General features: G+C 44.7%; 18 protein-coding genes. 14 read left to right on the top strand and 4 right to left on the bottom strand.

What is annotated here, in order from left to right; translation table 11 throughout:
- Position 1 precedes the first annotated feature (1 nt).
- The 10 genes from FYJ57_RS05470 to FYJ57_RS05425 all read left to right on the top strand — a co-directional run bounded on the left by FYJ57_RS05470 (position 2) and on the right by FYJ57_RS05425 (position 8,416).
- The gene (locus FYJ57_RS05470; RefSeq protein WP_154431904.1) at positions 2 to 1,528 is read left to right on the top strand and encodes an ATP-binding protein; all 1,527 of its coding nucleotides are present in this window, start codon (positions 2 to 4) and stop codon (positions 1,526 to 1,528) included.
- 167 nt (positions 1,529 to 1,695) lie between these two features.
- Positions 1,696 to 2,514: an alpha/beta hydrolase gene (locus FYJ57_RS05465; RefSeq protein ID WP_154431902.1), complete on the top strand. Its 819-nt coding sequence runs from the start codon at positions 1,696 to 1,698 to the stop codon at positions 2,512 to 2,514.
- 20 nt (positions 2,515 to 2,534) lie between these two features.
- Positions 2,535 to 2,906 (top strand): VOC family protein, encoded by a 372-nt coding sequence (locus FYJ57_RS05460; protein WP_287891322.1) that lies wholly within the window; start codon positions 2,535 to 2,537, stop codon positions 2,904 to 2,906.
- A gap of 227 nt (positions 2,907 to 3,133) precedes the next feature.
- Positions 3,134 to 3,349 (top strand): hypothetical protein, encoded by a 216-nt coding sequence (locus FYJ57_RS05455; protein ID WP_235904433.1) that lies wholly within the window; start codon positions 3,134 to 3,136, stop codon positions 3,347 to 3,349.
- A 214-nt stretch (positions 3,350 to 3,563) separates the two neighbouring features.
- Positions 3,564 to 4,247 carry a pyridoxamine 5'-phosphate oxidase family protein gene (locus FYJ57_RS05450; protein ID WP_268878800.1) on the top strand — a complete coding sequence of 228 codons (684 nt, stop codon included), beginning with the start codon at positions 3,564 to 3,566 and terminating at the stop codon, positions 4,245 to 4,247.
- Positions 4,248 to 4,292: 45 nt separating this feature from the next.
- Positions 4,293 to 4,763, top strand: a complete 471-nt coding sequence (locus FYJ57_RS05445; protein ID WP_154431900.1) for a GNAT family N-acetyltransferase — start codon at positions 4,293 to 4,295, stop codon at positions 4,761 to 4,763.
- Positions 4,764 to 4,950: 187 nt separating this feature from the next.
- Positions 4,951 to 5,220, top strand: coding sequence for a hypothetical protein (locus FYJ57_RS05440; RefSeq protein WP_154431898.1), 270 nt, complete (start codon positions 4,951 to 4,953; stop codon positions 5,218 to 5,220).
- Positions 5,221 to 5,436: 216 nt separating this feature from the next.
- A complete protein-coding gene (locus FYJ57_RS05435) occupies positions 5,437 to 6,138 on the top strand; it encodes a YjjG family noncanonical pyrimidine nucleotidase (RefSeq protein ID WP_154431897.1) in 702 nt (233 codons plus the stop codon).
- A gap of 259 nt (positions 6,139 to 6,397) precedes the next feature.
- On the top strand, positions 6,398 to 7,036 hold the full coding sequence (locus tag FYJ57_RS05430) for a sugar O-acetyltransferase (RefSeq protein WP_154431895.1): 639 nt from the start codon (positions 6,398 to 6,400) through the stop codon (positions 7,034 to 7,036).
- 141 nt (positions 7,037 to 7,177) lie between these two features.
- Positions 7,178 to 8,416: an MYG1 family protein gene (locus FYJ57_RS05425; RefSeq protein ID WP_154431893.1), complete on the top strand. Its 1,239-nt coding sequence runs from the start codon at positions 7,178 to 7,180 to the stop codon at positions 8,414 to 8,416.
- A gap of 10 nt (positions 8,417 to 8,426) precedes the next feature.
- Here FYJ57_RS05425 and FYJ57_RS05420 read toward each other — a convergent pair whose 3' ends face one another.
- A complete protein-coding gene (locus tag FYJ57_RS05420) occupies positions 8,427 to 8,729 on the bottom strand; it encodes a hypothetical protein (RefSeq protein WP_154431891.1) in 303 nt (100 codons plus the stop codon).
- 101 nt (positions 8,730 to 8,830) lie between these two features.
- Here FYJ57_RS05420 and FYJ57_RS05415 point away from each other — a divergent pair, with 101 nt between their 5' ends.
- Positions 8,831 to 9,130, top strand: coding sequence for an HI0074 family nucleotidyltransferase substrate-binding subunit (locus FYJ57_RS05415; RefSeq protein ID WP_328597438.1), 300 nt, complete (start codon positions 8,831 to 8,833; stop codon positions 9,128 to 9,130).
- A gap of 18 nt (positions 9,131 to 9,148) precedes the next feature.
- On the opposite strand, the gene FYJ57_RS05410 is transcribed toward FYJ57_RS05415, so the two are convergent.
- Entirely contained in the window at positions 9,149 to 9,697 is a 549-nt protein-coding gene (locus FYJ57_RS05410; protein ID WP_154431887.1) for an NUDIX hydrolase, read from the bottom strand.
- 303 nt (positions 9,698 to 10,000) lie between these two features.
- Here FYJ57_RS05410 and FYJ57_RS05405 point away from each other — a divergent pair, with 303 nt between their 5' ends.
- Complete coding sequence (locus FYJ57_RS05405; RefSeq protein ID WP_154431886.1) at positions 10,001 to 11,233, top strand: aminopeptidase; 1,233 nt, start codon at positions 10,001 to 10,003, stop codon at positions 11,231 to 11,233.
- Between the two features lie 543 nt (positions 11,234 to 11,776).
- Here FYJ57_RS05405 and FYJ57_RS05400 read toward each other — a convergent pair.
- Positions 11,777 to 12,922, bottom strand: coding sequence for a glycerate kinase family protein (locus FYJ57_RS05400; protein WP_154431884.1), 1,146 nt, complete (start codon positions 12,920 to 12,922; stop codon positions 11,777 to 11,779).
- A gap of 16 nt (positions 12,923 to 12,938) precedes the next feature.
- On the bottom strand, positions 12,939 to 13,022 hold the full coding sequence (locus tag FYJ57_RS16515; RefSeq protein WP_117523398.1) for an HAD hydrolase family protein: 84 nt from the start codon (positions 13,020 to 13,022) through the stop codon (positions 12,939 to 12,941).
- A gap of 187 nt (positions 13,023 to 13,209) precedes the next feature.
- On the opposite strand from FYJ57_RS16515, the gene FYJ57_RS05390 reads away from it, so the two are divergent.
- Together FYJ57_RS05390 and FYJ57_RS05385 are read left to right on the top strand one after the other, a co-directional pair.
- The gene (locus FYJ57_RS05390) at positions 13,210 to 13,683 is read left to right on the top strand and encodes a GNAT family N-acetyltransferase (RefSeq protein WP_328597437.1); all 474 of its coding nucleotides are present in this window, start codon (positions 13,210 to 13,212) and stop codon (positions 13,681 to 13,683) included.
- Between the two features lie 238 nt (positions 13,684 to 13,921).
- Positions 13,922 to 15,046, top strand: a complete 1,125-nt coding sequence (locus FYJ57_RS05385) for a DUF362 domain-containing protein (RefSeq protein ID WP_118574220.1) — start codon at positions 13,922 to 13,924, stop codon at positions 15,044 to 15,046.
- Positions 15,047 to 15,236 lie beyond the last annotated feature (190 nt).

The following is a 15,236-nucleotide window of genomic DNA, read 5'->3' as shown; positions in this document are numbered from 1 at the left end:
GATGAATATCAAAGAAGCAAAAGAAACGATACAATATACGCTGCAGGCGTATTTTCAGAAAGATGAAAGCGGGTATCCACTGGTTCCGTTGCGTCAGCAAAGGCCGATTCTGCTGATCGGACCTCCGGGAATCGGAAAGACAGCAATCATGGAACAGATCGCCGGAGAATGTGGGGCAGGGCTGGTAGCATATACGATGACCCATCATACAAGACAGAGCGCCATGGGACTTCCGAAGATCGTGGAGCGTACATTTGGTGATGCACAGGTCAGCGTGACGGAATATACGATGAGTGAGATCATCGCTTCTATTTATGCCTGCATGGAGAAAACCGGGAAAAAGAGAGGAATTTTATTTCTGGATGAGATCAACTGTGTCTCAGAGACACTTGCTCCGGTGATGCTGCAGCTTCTCCAGGACAAAACGTTTGGAAACCAGAAGCTTCCACCGGACTGGCTCATCGTAGCAGCGGGCAACCCGCCGGAATACAACAAATCTGTGCGCGAATTTGACATCGCGACGCTGGACCGTGTCCGAAAGATCGTGCTGGAGCCGGATCTCGATGTCTGGATGGAATATGCATTGTTCCATCAGGTACACGGCAGTATCCGGTCGTATCTGGAAGCACACAGAGATCGTTTCTATCGGATCCGTCAGGAGGACGGAAAAAAACAGTTTGTGACGGCACGGGGATGGGAAGATCTGTCTGCAGTGCTGAGAAGTTATGAAAAAATGGGATTTCCGGTAGAAAAAATGCTGGTGGAGCAGTATCTTCAGGAAGAAAAGACAGCAGCCGAATTTTTTTCGTATTATCAGATTTATCGGAAGTACGGACAGGATTACCGGATCAGACAGGTTCTGGACGGAAGCCTTTCGGATGCGGAACGGGAGACGATCACCCGGATGGCACAGGAGGGAACACCACAGGAGCGCAGTATGGTACTGGCCTTTCTGCTGGCTGTGCTGGATCATAACATCGAACAGTATTTCAGGGAAAGGCAGATACAGAAAGTGCTGACAGAAAGTTGCAGACAGCTCGGTATTTTCCGGGAGAATGATGCAGAAAAGACATTCGGAGACTGGATCGAGAGCAGAGAAAAAAGTTTGCAGATCCGCACAGAACGGGAACTGATCCGAAGAGAAGAGAGGCAGACCGAAGAGGCGGTGTTGAAGATACTGTGGAAGATTGACCAGCAGGCAAAAGCAGACCATGAGAGCGGGCAGGAAGCACTGAACCGACGGCTCGAACAGGTTTGTGAGGAAGAGACGAAACGGTGTGACGAACGGCAGGAGGGCATCTCGCAGAAGTTGGAGCGGGGATTTGCATTTCTGGAAGAAAGCTATGGTACAGGGGCAGAGCTGGCATTATTTGCAGCGAATCTCGCAAGGAATGACCGGATCCGGAAGTTCCTCGGAACCTATGGCTGCCCGGCTTATACCAGATATGAACAACAGCTGCTCGGCGGAGAAAAATTGCTGAAAAACAGATGCAGGGATATGGAAGAAAGGTCAAAGAACGGGAATTGACAGAAAGATTGCAGGACGTATAATGAGTAATAGAGCGTGTAACTGTTCCATAGGTAGTCATTGTGAAGGTACTGAACGGTTACTAAAATTTTTAAATGCAGAATAAAGAATGTGCCTTGTCAGGTACAAGTAAGACAACAGAGAAAGAGTCAGGAGGACACAACACTATGATTTGCAAAAAGATTGATATCAGCGTAGCCAGTTATCAGGAAACCGCAGCATTATATACCTATTTTCTGGACAACTCTCCGGAGATGATTCCGGACAGAAAACGTCCGCTCGTTCTGATCTGCCCGGGCGGCGGCTATGAGATGACATCCGACCGGGAGGCAGAACCGGTGGCGATTCAGTATATCGCAAAGGGATATCAGGCGGCGATCCTTCGTTACAGCGTGAAACCGGCAAAATATCCGCTGGCACTTTTGCAGCTGGCGAAAGCAGTGGCACATCTGAGAGAATATGCGGACGAATACCATATTGATACGGAAAAAATAGTGGTACAGGGATTTTCCGCCGGCGGTCATCTGGCATGCAGCCTTGGAGTTTTCTGGAAGAAACCGTTTCTTTCCGAAACACTTGGCGTGTCCGCAGAACAGATCCGGCCAAACGGAATGATTCTGTGCTATCCGGTTATCACTTCCGGGGAATATGCCCACAGAGGTTCTTTTGAAGCATTGCTTGGAGAAGATGCTTACGATCCGGAAAAACGGAAAGAACAGTCGTTGGAACTTCAGGTGACAAAGGATACCCCTCCGACTTTCTTATGGCATACAGAACCGGACGACTGTGTTCCGGTGGAAAATTCGCTGTTCTTCTTTGAAGCATTACATAAAAATAAGATACCGGTGGAAATGCATATCTACCCGGCAGGCGGTCATGGTCTGAGTCTCGCAAACGAAGAAACAAAACGCCAGGACGGCAGCGGCATCCAACCAGAGTGCCAGAGCTGGATGGAACTGGCTTGCGGATGGATGTCACGGTTGTAAAAAGCGGGAGTAATTGTACAGTGAAATTAAAGAATGTATTGATCGTTGTAAAAGATATAGAAAAAGCAAAAAAATTTTATCACGATCTGTTCGGTCTGGACGTAGTGCTGGATCAGGAAGGAAACGTGATTTTGACCGAGGGACTGGTGCTTCAGGATGAAGCAATATGGAAAAAATATCTTGGTAAAGAGGTTGTTCCGAAAAATAATTCCTGTGAGTTGTATTTTGAAGAAAAAGAGATAGAAGATTTTGCTGAGAAATTGGAAAAACAATATCCGGAAATCTGTTATGTCAATCGGTTGATAACACACAGCTGGGGACAGAAAGTGATCCGTTTTTATGACCTGGATGGCAACCTGATCGAGGTTGGAACACCGGTGTGTGTACTATAGTATGGAATCTGCAAGAAAAAGAAGAGTAGAAAACTGGGCTGTTACAGAAAATAAAGAATTCTGTGACAGCCCAGTTTTTCTGTTGATATAGATATCAATACCTGTTATAATATATAAAACACATTATAGTATTTTATATACACATCTGATATACATATTCTGAAAATATTCCACAACCTAAAAATTAGAAAAAAGCATTTGTATAAAATTAGTAAAGGGAGCGATATATGGATAAAAAAGAAAAACATAGAAGAAATGCAAAATATGGATGGTATCGCTATGATTCAAGATTTGCACTTCCGGTATATGATAGGAGTGGAGAAATTGAAAGACATAATATATTTCATGCATCATTGTTAATCAGACGTGCATCAGATGGGAGAATGTATCTGTATGATATAATTGACATAAAAAAAGAAACGAGCAACTCCTTCAGTTTATAAACACTTACCGGACAAAAAACCTATTTCTTATGTATTAATAGTAAAAGTATTTTGAAGGTTCGTCAAGTCCTTTTGAAAATAAATTTATAGATATTTTATGTAAAAGGTAAGAGTTCATAATAATAACTGAATGAAAAAGCGCTGTACAGTATAAATGTTTTCGCTTACAATAAAAATATCGGACGAAGGACGGAGAAGAAAGGATGAAGCGATTATGAAAATAAAAATTGTGAAAAAGACAGATGAATATTCCAGTGAATATCAGATCGGTGATATTTTTGAGGTTGAGGGCACCTGGTACGGAGGAGTGCACATTACAGGGAAAACAGGAATTCCGGTTTCTCTGGATAGAGAGGAATATGAAGAAATCACAGATATGACTCCGGAAGAATATCAGGCAGCAGCCGTTTACTGGGTGGAAAAAGATAAAGAAAGCAAACACATGGAACCGGAACAGCTGAAACAGGAGGCAGACGCCTTTTTACGTGCACACAATACCTGTGCCCTGGCAACCGGTGGGGACGGAGTGATCCGGTGTACACCATTGGAATACAGCTGGCACGACGGTGCTGTCTGGATCTTCTCAGAGGGCGGAAAGAAATTTGCGGGACTTGAGAAAAATAAGAAAGTAAGTCTTGCTGTCTATGAAACATATAGCGGATTTGGCAGTCTGAACAGCATCCAGATTACGGGTACAGCTGCGATTGTGCCTCCATTTTCAGAAGAATATCTACAGGCGGCTGAATTCCGCAAAATCCCTGTAGAAGCACTGAAAAAACTGGAGCATCCGATGCACCTGATCAAAATCGTTCCGGAGGAGATGGAACTTCTGAATTCTGATTTCAAGAAACAGGGATATGGAAGCCGACAGAAGTTAAGGTTTACGAAGACAGTATAAAAAATCTGGAAAATTCGATAAGAAAGGTCAGAATAAAAGGTAAAAATGAAGATTAGAAAAGCGAAAGAGGAAGATTTGTCAAGAATCGCAGAAATATTTATCTGCAATAACAGAATCAACTATTTTCCGATATTCAAAGATGAGAGCTACTCATTCGGTGAGTTGCAGGTTGTTTCTTTTATAGATAATTACCTGAAAAAAGACGAGGTCTTCAAAAATCTCTATATATATGATGACGGACTGATCCGTGGCTTTATCCAGATGAACGGAACAGAAATCTGTAAGCTGTATGTGGATTCATGGTTTCAGGGCAGAAAAATCGGTCATGAACTGATAACATTTGCGGTGGAACAGTTTGGTGCAGATCATCTGTGGGCACTTGAGAAAAATGAGCGGGCACTTGCATTTTACCGGCGTCACGGCTTTGCGCCGACAGGAAAGAGAGAATTCGAAGAAGGGACAACGAAGTATATTGTGGAACTCAAAAAGAAGGAACTGACGGTGATCAGCCCATGATTGAAAACTGTATTCAGCGGCTTTTCTTGTGCAGGCGGCTTCCGATTTCTTCGATCGGTTTGTCGATCATACGTTTTTTTATCCAGCCGGGAGTGACAGAAAACACGCGGATTCATTTTTAACTACATGACAACTACATATAATAATGTTATAATGTGGTTGGAAAAGAGAAATGAGGTGAAAGCATATGATGTATCCATATATGATATTGGCAGATGAAACGGAGATTGTTCATTCTCAGATTATTGAAAAAGATGGGATGAAAAAAATCATAGTGAATTTTGAACGTCCGACAGAAAATGGATTTGATTCTTCAAGATGCGAGTTACCTGATTATAAATGGACGGAAAGAACGGGATATTCTGCTGAGAAAATAGGAATGTTCGAGGAACTTTTACACAGTAATGCACATTTGGTGTACAAATATGCTGCGAATGGGGGAATACAGATTGCCTAAATTGTTTATGGTAAGTGGTTATACCGTTTATTTCTGGTCGAATGAAAACGGTGAACCAATTTGTGCAAAATGGAAACAGGCATTTGTAACAGACAAGATAAAATTTTATTGTTAAAGGATACAGCGATAGTGTACAGAGAAAACATATCTGTGCCCTGTCGCTGTTTTGTGTTATGATAAAAATACATGAAAGATAAACGAACAGAGGAGAAAAGCATGATTACGACAATTTTATGGGATGTAGATGCCACGCTGCTGGATTTCCTTGCGGCAGAGAAGGCAGCGATAAAGAAACTGTTTCAGGAGTTTGATCTGGGAGAGTGTACGGATGAGATGATCAGGCGGTATTCGAAGATCAACAGGTCGTACTGGGAACAGCTGGAATGCGGCGAACTTACCAAACCGGAGGTACTGGTAGGAAGATTCCGGGAGTTTTTTGAGACGGAAGGGATCTGCAGTGATGTGGCGGAAGCGTTCAACGAACGCTATCAGCTGTGTCTGGGAGATACCATTGTGTTTCGGGATGACAGTTATGAAATCGTGAAGTCCCTGCGGGGAAAAGTGAAACAATATGTGGTTTCAAACGGAACAGTCGTTGCTCAGGAGAAAAAACTGCGTCTTTCCGGTCTGGGAGAATTGATGGACGGCATCTTTTTGTCCGAGGCCCTAGGCGTGGAAAAACCAAACGTGGAGTTTTTTGAAAGGATGTTTGAAACCATCGGTCCTGTAGAAAAAGACCAGGTACTGATCTTGGGAGATTCTCTCACCAGCGATATCCGCGGTGGCAACAACGCCGGAATCCAGACCTGCTGGTACAATCCGGATCATAAAGAGCGGTATACGGATGTAAAGATTGATTATGAGATCGCAGATCTGCATGAGATTTATGATATTATAGGGACAGGTGAGTGGGGGTAAACGCAGTTTGTTCATAAGGAACAGTAGGCGTTTATGATAGTTTTTGCAGTTTATAATAATAAATTACTGGTTTTTATTATAATAGATCCGGTATAAGATGTCAGGTGTATTTTTAGACAAAAACAGAATCTGTTTCAAGAATTCAGTGTTTTGAAAAGCAAAAAAGAAAAGTGCAAATATATATTGACCAGATGCGAAAGAATCAGTATCATACAAATAACAGGGATGTGAAAACTATAAAATGAGAAGAGGGAAAAGTATGAACAATATTGAAAGAAGAGATGCAGGACTTCCTTACATATCAGATGCTGAGGTCCTTGAACAGCAGAAACGGGCGCGAAAGCTGACGCAGGAGTTAAATACGGCAGATCGTTCGGACTTTGATAAGATTGGAGCGATTGTAAAAGAACTGCTGGGAAAATCAGACGGTGCTTTTATCAATCCACCATTCTACTGTGACTATGGATTTAACATCGAAGTCGGTAAAAACTTTTATGCAAACTATAACTGTACGATTCTGGATGTGGGAAAAGTTACCATCGGCGATAATTGCCAGCTGGCTCCGAATGTAGCAATCTATACCGCAGGTCACCCGGTGCATCCGGATTCGAGAAACAGTGCGTATGAATATGGAATTCCGGTTTCTATCGGAGATAACTGCTGGATCGGTGGCAACAGTGTGATCTGTCCGGGCGTAAAGATCGGTAACAATGTGATCATCGGAGCCGGAAGTGTCGTAACCAAAGACATCCCGGACTGGACGATCGCAGCCGGTAATCCGTGCAAAGCAATCCGCAGGATCACAGATGAAGACAGAAAATACTACTATAAGAAAAATGAGTTCGATGAAGAAGCATGGAACGATCTGGCAGCCAGAGGATTTGCTGGTACAGAATAATAAAAACCAGGACGGAAGCATCGGTTATCTGTCAGAGCCGATGCTTCCTTTTTGCATTTTGCTTTTCAGCAGGATGCGATGTCGGCGAACGACGAATGGAGATCATGATAGAATCTGAATGAGATACGAGGAGAATATATAATGAAAACAAATACATTATTAAAACAGATCAGACAGGAACATGCGTCTGCCTTTACCCACAGCGGAAAGTTTCATGCAGATGATGTGTTTTCTGCAGCTCTGCTGTTATATCTGAACCCGGAGATTACGATCACAAGGGGGAATAAAGTGCCGGAAGACTTCGAGGGGATTGTTTTTGATATCGGAAGAGGGCAGTACGATCATCACCAGAAAGACAGTCGGATCCGGGAGAACGGAGTTGCGTATGCGGCGCTTGGGCTTTTGTGGGAAGCACTGGGGGCAGAGATCCTGGGAGAGGAACTGGCACAGAAATTTGATGAAGCGTTTGTACAGCCATTAGATAACAACGATAATACCGGTGAGAAGAATGAACTGGCGGCGCTGATCGGAAACTTTAATCCGACCTGGGATGCCAGCGGGAGCAACGACGAAGCATTTTTCCAGGCGGTCAGTGTGGCAGGGATGATTCTGGAGAATAAATTCGAGCGGTATCTGGGAAATGAACGGGCGGACAGACGGGTGGAAGAGATTCTCGAAGCGCATGAGAGAGCGTTACAGTCCGGCGAAAAGAAAGAAAACGAGGCGAAGATTCTGATTCTTCCGGAATTTGTACCGTGTCAGAAAAGACTGTCCGAGACGGAGATAGCCTTTGTGATCTTTCCGTCCAACCGGGGCGGATACTGTATCCAGCCACAGAAGAAAGAATATTCACTGAATTACAAATGCAGTTTCCCATCTGAATGGCTGGGTCTGGAAAATGAAGAATTACAGAAAGAAACAGGGCTGGTAAGTGCGGGATTCTGTCATAAAGGAGGCTTTCTGCTGACCACAGGGACGTTGGAAGATGCGGTGAAAGCATGCGAGATCAGCCTTGCAGAGTACAGGGAAGAACCGGTACTTGTGAACTTTGGTGGAGGTGCAGTGGCAGATAAACTGCTTGGAAAACTGCCGGGTCTGCAGACTGCGCGGATCATTCATATGGATTATGCGGAACTTCCGGAGCTGGAACTTCAGGGAATCTACGGGGAAGTTGTGATGGAAAAGCAGGAATGGAAAGCGTTTGTGAAAACACAGGTAAAGCAGATCCTGAAATATAAACCGGAGGCGGTTTATGTGGCAGATCATATGTTTGCAGGATATCCGGTCGTTCATGCACTGAGAAAGAAACATATTCCGGTGCTGACGATGGTGGAAAAGGACGGACAGAAACTTCTGGTGAGAATCCCATCGGGATCATAAAAAAGGCAGCTTAAGCTGCCTTTTGGGTTCCGAGTGGTAATGGTGCATTTATAGAGGATTCTTTGTGAGGCGAAGTTTTTTGATACAGATAGAAGATACCTCCAAAGAATCCGAAAATCAGACCTGTGTAACCCGCAGAACAAAAGAGGACAACTGTTTTGGTAGAAAGGGAAATGGCGCTGATCAGGCAGACAACAGAACCGGTAAGCAGTCCGATCAGTGTCCATCCCGCCAGCAGCGCTGCGAGAAACATTGCTGAAACATGTGAGCTTTTTACATGATGGTTCATAAAATTCCATACGGTTTTATACATAACGATCCCTCATTTCTGTGTTTGATTTTATTCATATTGTTTTCTTTTACTGTCATGATTATAAAAAAACTGTGTAAAATACGCATGCGCAGTAATGAAAAATTTATGTAAAACTTGCATGGAAAGCGTTGCAGGAAATTATGAGAATGCACAGTGTGGAGGGAGCTTCTACAGGATCTCCCCGTGAAATTCTGCAGCTTGGTTATAAAGTTGGATTTATTAACGATGCAGAAGTATGGCTGCTTATGTTAAAAAGGCGTAATACATCTGTCCATATATGGAATGAAGATGAAGTGAATGAAATGATCATACTGATACGTGACAGCTTTATTCCGGCTTTCAAGATTCTTAACGAGACATTATTGGAGAAACTGGACGAAGCAGAAAGTGACTGGAGGTAGGATAAGCATGTGTGTATTTCAACCGTACAGGTATTGCCGTACAACTTCGAGTCCCGGGACAGGGGCACAAAACTGCGTGTTACGGTTTCGACAGTTCTGGTATGTTTCTTCCAGATCAAACCACCGCACCGATTCCACCTCCTCTTTTTGCAGGACGAGTGTCTCGATATCGACAGGCTGCTGATAGATATAGACAAAGGCAATTTCGTTGTCCCGGAAGATTTTTCCATGAAATTCTTCTGCAAAATTTCCGTGGATGCATCCGGCAAATTCCAGATCCTCCGGTTTGGCGTGGATGCCCAGCTCTTCCGCAAGTTCCCGCAGGCCGGATGCAAGTGGTTCATCGCCTGCCTGAATATGACCGGCGGAAGACGTATCGTATTTTCCGGGAAAAGAATCTTTGCTCATTGCGCGTTTTTGCATCAGAACCTGAAAATGTTCGTTTTTCCTGCGAACGATCCAGATATGAGCTGTTCGATGGCGGATTCCTTTCGTGTGTGCAAGGGTGCGGGAAACGATTTCCCCGGTCGGTTGTCCTTGTTCATCTACGATATCCAGATATTCCATGTGCGTCCTCCTGTGCGAAATTGTGTCTTCGGTATTCAAGGATTGCGGGAATTGCGTAGCAATGAAGCAATCCGATCACATCGTATTATAGTATATGGGGCAGGAAGTTACAAGAAGCAATTGATTACCGCGTGTGTTACCGTTCGCTGGTAATATCCGTGAGGCGTTTTTCGTGTGACTGCACAGGAGAAAGACCGTGCTTGCATCCCGTACAAAAAGCGGGTATACTCATAAGTAACTGTGGGTGTCGCAGATGAGTGACAGCCGATGACAGAATATGAGAAAATGACTGGAGAAGGTAGTATGAACGAGAACAAATTAAGAGAATATGCGAAACTGATCGTAAAGATCGGAGCCAATGTACAGAAAGGACAGCGCGTCCGTCTGCAGGCAGGTGTGGATCAGATTCCGCTGGTAAAGATGGTGACTGAAGAGTGTTACAAAGCAGGTGCAAGTTATGTAGAGATGTTTTGGGAGTGCGGAGAAATCAACAAACTGCATTATCAGTATGCGGCAGCTGATGTACTCGGTGAAGTACCGGTATGGGAAGAGGAGCGGGCGAAACAGATGACCGTGGATCTGCCGGTTCGTATCTTTATTGATTCTTCTGACCCGGATGAACTGGCAGGAATCTCCCCGGATCTGATCTCTACCGTCAGCCAGATGCGTCAGAAAGTCATGAAAAAATACCGTGATCAGATCGATGGTAAACATCAGTGGCTGATCGTGGCAGCAGCTTCTGAAAAATGGGCGAAAAAAGTATTTCCGGATGATACAGAGGATGTGGCAGTGGAAAAACTGTGGGATGCGATCTTTGACTGCGTATATTTGAAAGATGGTGAGGATGGGGAAAAGATCTGGCAGGCACATAATGAACGGATGACGCAGAAAGCAAATTGGTTAAATGAACAGAATTTTAAAACACTGCATTATACAAGCAGCAACGGTACGGATTTTCGTGTGGATCTGATTCCGGGAGCAAAATGGGGCAGTGCAGGAGATATCAATCATCTGAATCGGGCTTTCTTTGTTCCGAACATGCCGACGGAGGAAGTTTTCACAAGCCCGATGAAGGGAAAAGGTGAAGGACGTCTGGTTTCTACCAAACCATTAAGCCGTTCCGGACAGGTCATCAATCATTTTACGGTTGATTTTAAAGACGGAAGAGTGGTTGACTGCCACGCTGATCAGGGGGAAGAAGTCCTGAAGAAAATGTTTGCGATGGATGAGGGTGCTTCCATGCTTGGTGAAGTGGCACTGGTTCCGAAGGAGTCTCCGATCAATCAGTCCGGTCTGATGTTCTACAACACTTTGTTTGATGAAAATGCATGCTGTCATGTGGCTGCCGGACGTGGATTTTCTGAGGTTATTGAAGGATTTATGGATATGACGGATGAGGAGATCTATGCGAAAGGGATTAATGATTCTATGATCCATATGGACTTTATGGTTGGATCAGATGATCTGCATATTGTGGGGATCCGGGAAGATGGCAGTGAAGTGGATATTTTTGTGGATGGGACCTGGGCTGAGTAAGCTGGGGGAACATGCCATATAGAAAAGGTGTTTAAGACGGACGCCCGAAAACAGACCGCGCTGTCTGCGGCAACGTGGGCAGGGGAACCTTGAACTAATCCCTAACTTCGACTAAGACTCTCGCGAGAGCGCTCGAGCCTAAGTCTACGTAAGGGCTGGATTTCAAAGCTTCCCCTAAACGCCCACAAAGTGTTGCTGCAGACAGCGCGGTCTGTTTTCGGGCTGGATGATGGCTGAGAACTTGAAAGATGAACGAGAGGATTTTGAAGTAGGAGGTTCTGAAAGGAGAACTGCTGAAAACTGCATTATATTATGCTATGAGGATTGTGAAAGTACGAAGTACGGAACAATACGGTATCAAAGGGGGCAGAATACCTTTTGAACCAAACATCATATCATATAAATGGAACATAGTATTATTATATAGATAAAACCGAGGGGAGAAGAGGGATCTCAGCCTCGGTTTTGCTGTATTGTATATTCATAATTGATCCAGTGGATTAAGTCAATTATGGATATGGCTGGAATGTGCAGGAGAGTAATTTAGTGTATCTGTACTGCCTGGATCAGGCGGAAGACCTGTTCGGTGGTGTCGGTCAGGTTTTGGCGGGTGGTTTCCGGGGTCATGGCTTCTTCCAGGGTGGTTATGGTGTGGAGGATGGGGAAGAAGGCGTCAATGCCGTGCTGGTTGCAGAGGCTGGCTTCAGGGGTGGTGCAGCCGGAGAAAGCAAGGACTGTTTTGTTGTATTTTTTTGCGATGGCGGCGACACCGATGGGGGCTTTTCCCATGATGGTCTGGCCATCGAGGCGGCCTTCACCGGTGATCACGATGTCAGCATCTTTGATCCAGGATTCCAGTCTGGTTTCTTCCAGGATGATCTGGATGCCGGACTGGAGGATGGCATTTGTGTAGGAAAGGAAAGCGAAACCGAGTCCACCGGCGGCTCCGGTGCCAGGGTGGTCAGGGTCGGCATTCGGGTATTTTTCACGGGTGATGTTGGCGTAGGTGGTAAGCCATTGATCCATCTGGCGGATCATGTCCGGAGTGGCTCCTTTTTGCGGCCCGAAGATGGCGCTGCAGCCCTGGGGACCACAAAGAGGGTTGGTTACATCGCAGGCGATTTTAAAGTGACAATCTTTGAGGTCCGGGAGAACATGTGTGTCGTGGATTGTTGCAATCTTTGACAGACCGTTGGCTCCGAAGGGAACTGGCTGTCCGTTGTTATCCCGAAATTCATATCCGAGAGCCTGAAGCATACCGATGCCGCCGTCGTTTGTGGCACTTCCTCCGATACCAACGATGAAGTTCCGGCATCCGTTGATGATAGCGTCGCGGATCAGTTCACCTACGCCGTAGGTGGTTGTATATAACGGATTTCGATTCGGTTCGTCTACCAGAGTGATTCCCGCAGCGGCGGACATTTCGATGATGGCGGTCTTTGAATCATCAAGGATTCCATAAACTGCCTCTACAGGTGTACCCAGCGGACCGGTGACGGTTACTGTACGGATCCGGCCGTGCATACCGATTGCGAGAGCTTCCACCGTACCTTCTCCGCCGTCAGCCAGAGGGCGGACAAAAACTTCTGCATCCGGGAATACCCGGTGGATCCCTTCACGGATGGCAGCTCCGGCATCCGGAGAACTGATGCTTCCTTTAAATGAATCGATGGCGATTACTACTTTCATACCTGATAATCCTCCTTTAATGCATGGCGATTCCGTCCTCACTATTTGTGAATGTGACGGTATCTGCCACTTCTTTTACCGTATCTTCTGCATTTTCCATTACGTTCTTTGCCTTTTAGTATACCAGAAGAAAGAATCCATGTGTGAGGATTTTTCGGAGAGATTATTATATATATGTTAGTTGCCGGAATTGCAGATCATATGTTATGATGAAAATCAGAGTATAGAAGTAGAAGATTTCTATACAAAACAGTGATGTCATAGAGGAGGTGAGGAAAATGAAGAATATTTCATATCGGATAAGAAAATTACGTCAGGAAGAAATACATATATTAGACGAGTTTCTGTATGAAGCAATTTTTATCCCCGAAGGAACCAAAGCACCGCCGAAAGAGATCATCAAAGAACCTGAGTTGCAGGTGTATGTTGCAGATTTTGGGGAAAAGAAAGATGATATCTGCTATGTGGCGGAAATATCTGGGAAAATAGCAGGGGCGGTCTGGTGCCGGATCATGGATGATTATGGGCATGTGAATGAGGATACGCCTTCGCTTGCAATTTCGGTTCTTGAGGAGTTCAGACGATGTGGAATCGGAACAGCGCTGATGCAGCAGATGCTTACCGCATTAAAACAACAGGGCTATCCGCAGGTATCTCTGTCGGTGCAGAAAGCAAACTACGCCGCACGGATGTATGAAAAACTCGGATTTGAAATTGTGGAGGATAAAGAGGAAGAATATATTATGGTGCACAGATTGTAAAGGAATATTTTAGTCTGTCCTGTACTTTTTCGGAGCGTTCCGGTGCTTTCAGTGTGTCAGCAATACTGCTGTGCAGAGAAAAATATGGAAATGCAAGCAGAAAGCATCAGAAAGAAGAAAGAATCCCTCTGATGAATGAGAGATAAGTTTCACGAAAAACCTGAGAATTACTTGACATCAAGTATACTTGAGATGTTATTATTTATGAAAAAGAACTTATACAGGAGGTAAATGAACTATGGAGAAATCTACTGTTTATTTTACAGATTTTCGATGTCCGGTAGGAACCAGCCAGCTGGTCAAGCTGAAAAAACTCTGTGTCGCAGCAGGTATCAAAGATATCGATATGGATGGAAAATTTGTAGCAATCAAGATGCATTTTGGAGAACTGGGGAACCTGGCTTTTCTTCGCCCGAACTATGCGAAAGTTATTGCTGATCTGTGTAAAGAACAGGGAGGAATGCCGTTTTTGACAGACTGCAATACTCTGTATCCGGGAAGCAGAAAGAACGCACTGGAGCATCTGGACTGTGCAAATCTCAACGGATTCAACACGACTACAACCGGATGTCAGATTATCATCGGTGACGGACTGCGTGGAACAGATGAAGTGGAAGTTCCTGTTGTGAATGGAGAGTACTGTAAGACTGCATTGATCGGACATGCGATCATGGATGCAGATATCTTCATCAGTCTGAGTCATTTTAAAGGACATGAAGCGACCGGATTCGGCGGAGCTATCAAAAACATTGGTATGGGCTGTGGAAGCCGTGCGGGAAAGATGCAGCAGCATGCAAGCGGAAAACCGGCGATCAATGAGGAAATCTGTCGTGGCTGCCACCGCTGTGCAAAGGAATGCGGCAGTGATGCGATTACATATGTCAATAAAAAAGCAGTGATTGATTACGATAAGTGTAAAGGCTGCGGACGATGTATCGGAGCCTGCAGTTTTGACGCGGTATATAATCCAAACAGCAGTGCAAACGAACTTCTTGACCGTAAAATGGCTGAGTACGCACAGGCAGTCTGTCATGGACGTCCGCATTTCCATATCGCACTGGTACAGGATATCAGCCCGAACTGTGACTGTCATGGAGAAAACGATGCGCCGATTCTTCCGGATATCGGAATGTTTGCAAGTTTTGACCCGGTAGCACTGGATCAGGCGTGTGCAGATGCCTGTCTGAAAGCTACACCGATTGCAAACAGCCAGCTGGGAGAACATCTGGCAGAGGAAGGATGGCACTGCCATCACGATCATTTCAAAGATTCCAATCCGAATATCGAGTGGAAAGCAACACTGGATCAGGCAGAAAAAATTGGTCTTGGAACAAGAGAGTATGAACTGAAGATAATTAAATAAGTATGGTATAGTTATTTATGAAACACTGTACTATTCAGTAGTCATCGTAACCGTGAAAATGACGATACTGTGCAGAGAAAGCAGACTGTACAGTATCGTCATTTTTCTTTTGCCTCCTTTTGACCGGGACAAAAATATCTGTAAAAATAAGCGTGTCCCGTTACTGAAAATAATAAAACGATATATAATA

The sequence above is a fragment of the Oliverpabstia intestinalis genome, from assembly GCF_009696065.1.
Classification (GTDB): domain Bacteria; phylum Bacillota; class Clostridia; order Lachnospirales; family Lachnospiraceae; genus Oliverpabstia; species Oliverpabstia intestinalis.
Note: the sequence above shows the minus strand (reverse complement) of the source record. Positions and strands in the feature narration are given on the sequence as shown.

What these genes read in the sequence shown, in the direction of transcription:
- FYJ57_RS05470 (WP_154431904.1), top strand. Translation starts at nt 2, where the DNA reads ATGAATATCAAAGAAGCAAAAGAAACGATACAATATACGCTGCAGGCG.
- FYJ57_RS05465 (WP_154431902.1), top strand. Translation starts at nt 1,696, where the DNA reads ATGATTTGCAAAAAGATTGATATCAGCGTAGCCAGTTATCAGGAAACC.
- FYJ57_RS05455 (WP_235904433.1), top strand. Translation starts at nt 3,134, where the DNA reads ATGGATAAAAAAGAAAAACATAGAAGAAATGCAAAATATGGATGGTAT.
- FYJ57_RS05450 (WP_268878800.1), top strand. Translation starts at nt 3,564, where the DNA reads ATGAAAATAAAAATTGTGAAAAAGACAGATGAATATTCCAGTGAATAT.
- FYJ57_RS05445 (WP_154431900.1), top strand. Translation starts at nt 4,293, where the DNA reads ATGAAGATTAGAAAAGCGAAAGAGGAAGATTTGTCAAGAATCGCAGAA.
- FYJ57_RS05440 (WP_154431898.1), top strand. Translation starts at nt 4,951, where the DNA reads ATGATGTATCCATATATGATATTGGCAGATGAAACGGAGATTGTTCAT.
- FYJ57_RS05435 (WP_154431897.1), top strand. Translation starts at nt 5,437, where the DNA reads ATGATTACGACAATTTTATGGGATGTAGATGCCACGCTGCTGGATTTC.
- FYJ57_RS05430 (WP_154431895.1), top strand. Translation starts at nt 6,398, where the DNA reads ATGAACAATATTGAAAGAAGAGATGCAGGACTTCCTTACATATCAGAT.
- FYJ57_RS05425 (WP_154431893.1), top strand. Translation starts at nt 7,178, where the DNA reads ATGAAAACAAATACATTATTAAAACAGATCAGACAGGAACATGCGTCT.
- FYJ57_RS05420 (WP_154431891.1), bottom strand. Translation starts at nt 8,729, where the DNA reads ATGTATAAAACCGTATGGAATTTTATGAACCATCATGTAAAAAGCTCA.
- FYJ57_RS05410 (WP_154431887.1), bottom strand. Translation starts at nt 9,697, where the DNA reads ATGGAATATCTGGATATCGTAGATGAACAAGGACAACCGACCGGGGAA.
- FYJ57_RS05405 (WP_154431886.1), top strand. Translation starts at nt 10,001, where the DNA reads ATGAACGAGAACAAATTAAGAGAATATGCGAAACTGATCGTAAAGATC.
- FYJ57_RS05400 (WP_154431884.1), bottom strand. Translation starts at nt 12,922, where the DNA reads ATGAAAGTAGTAATCGCCATCGATTCATTTAAAGGAAGCATCAGTTCT.
- FYJ57_RS16515 (WP_117523398.1), bottom strand. Translation starts at nt 13,022, where the DNA reads ATGGAAAATGCAGAAGATACGGTAAAAGAAGTGGCAGATACCGTCACA.
- FYJ57_RS05385 (WP_118574220.1), top strand. Translation starts at nt 13,922, where the DNA reads ATGGAGAAATCTACTGTTTATTTTACAGATTTTCGATGTCCGGTAGGA.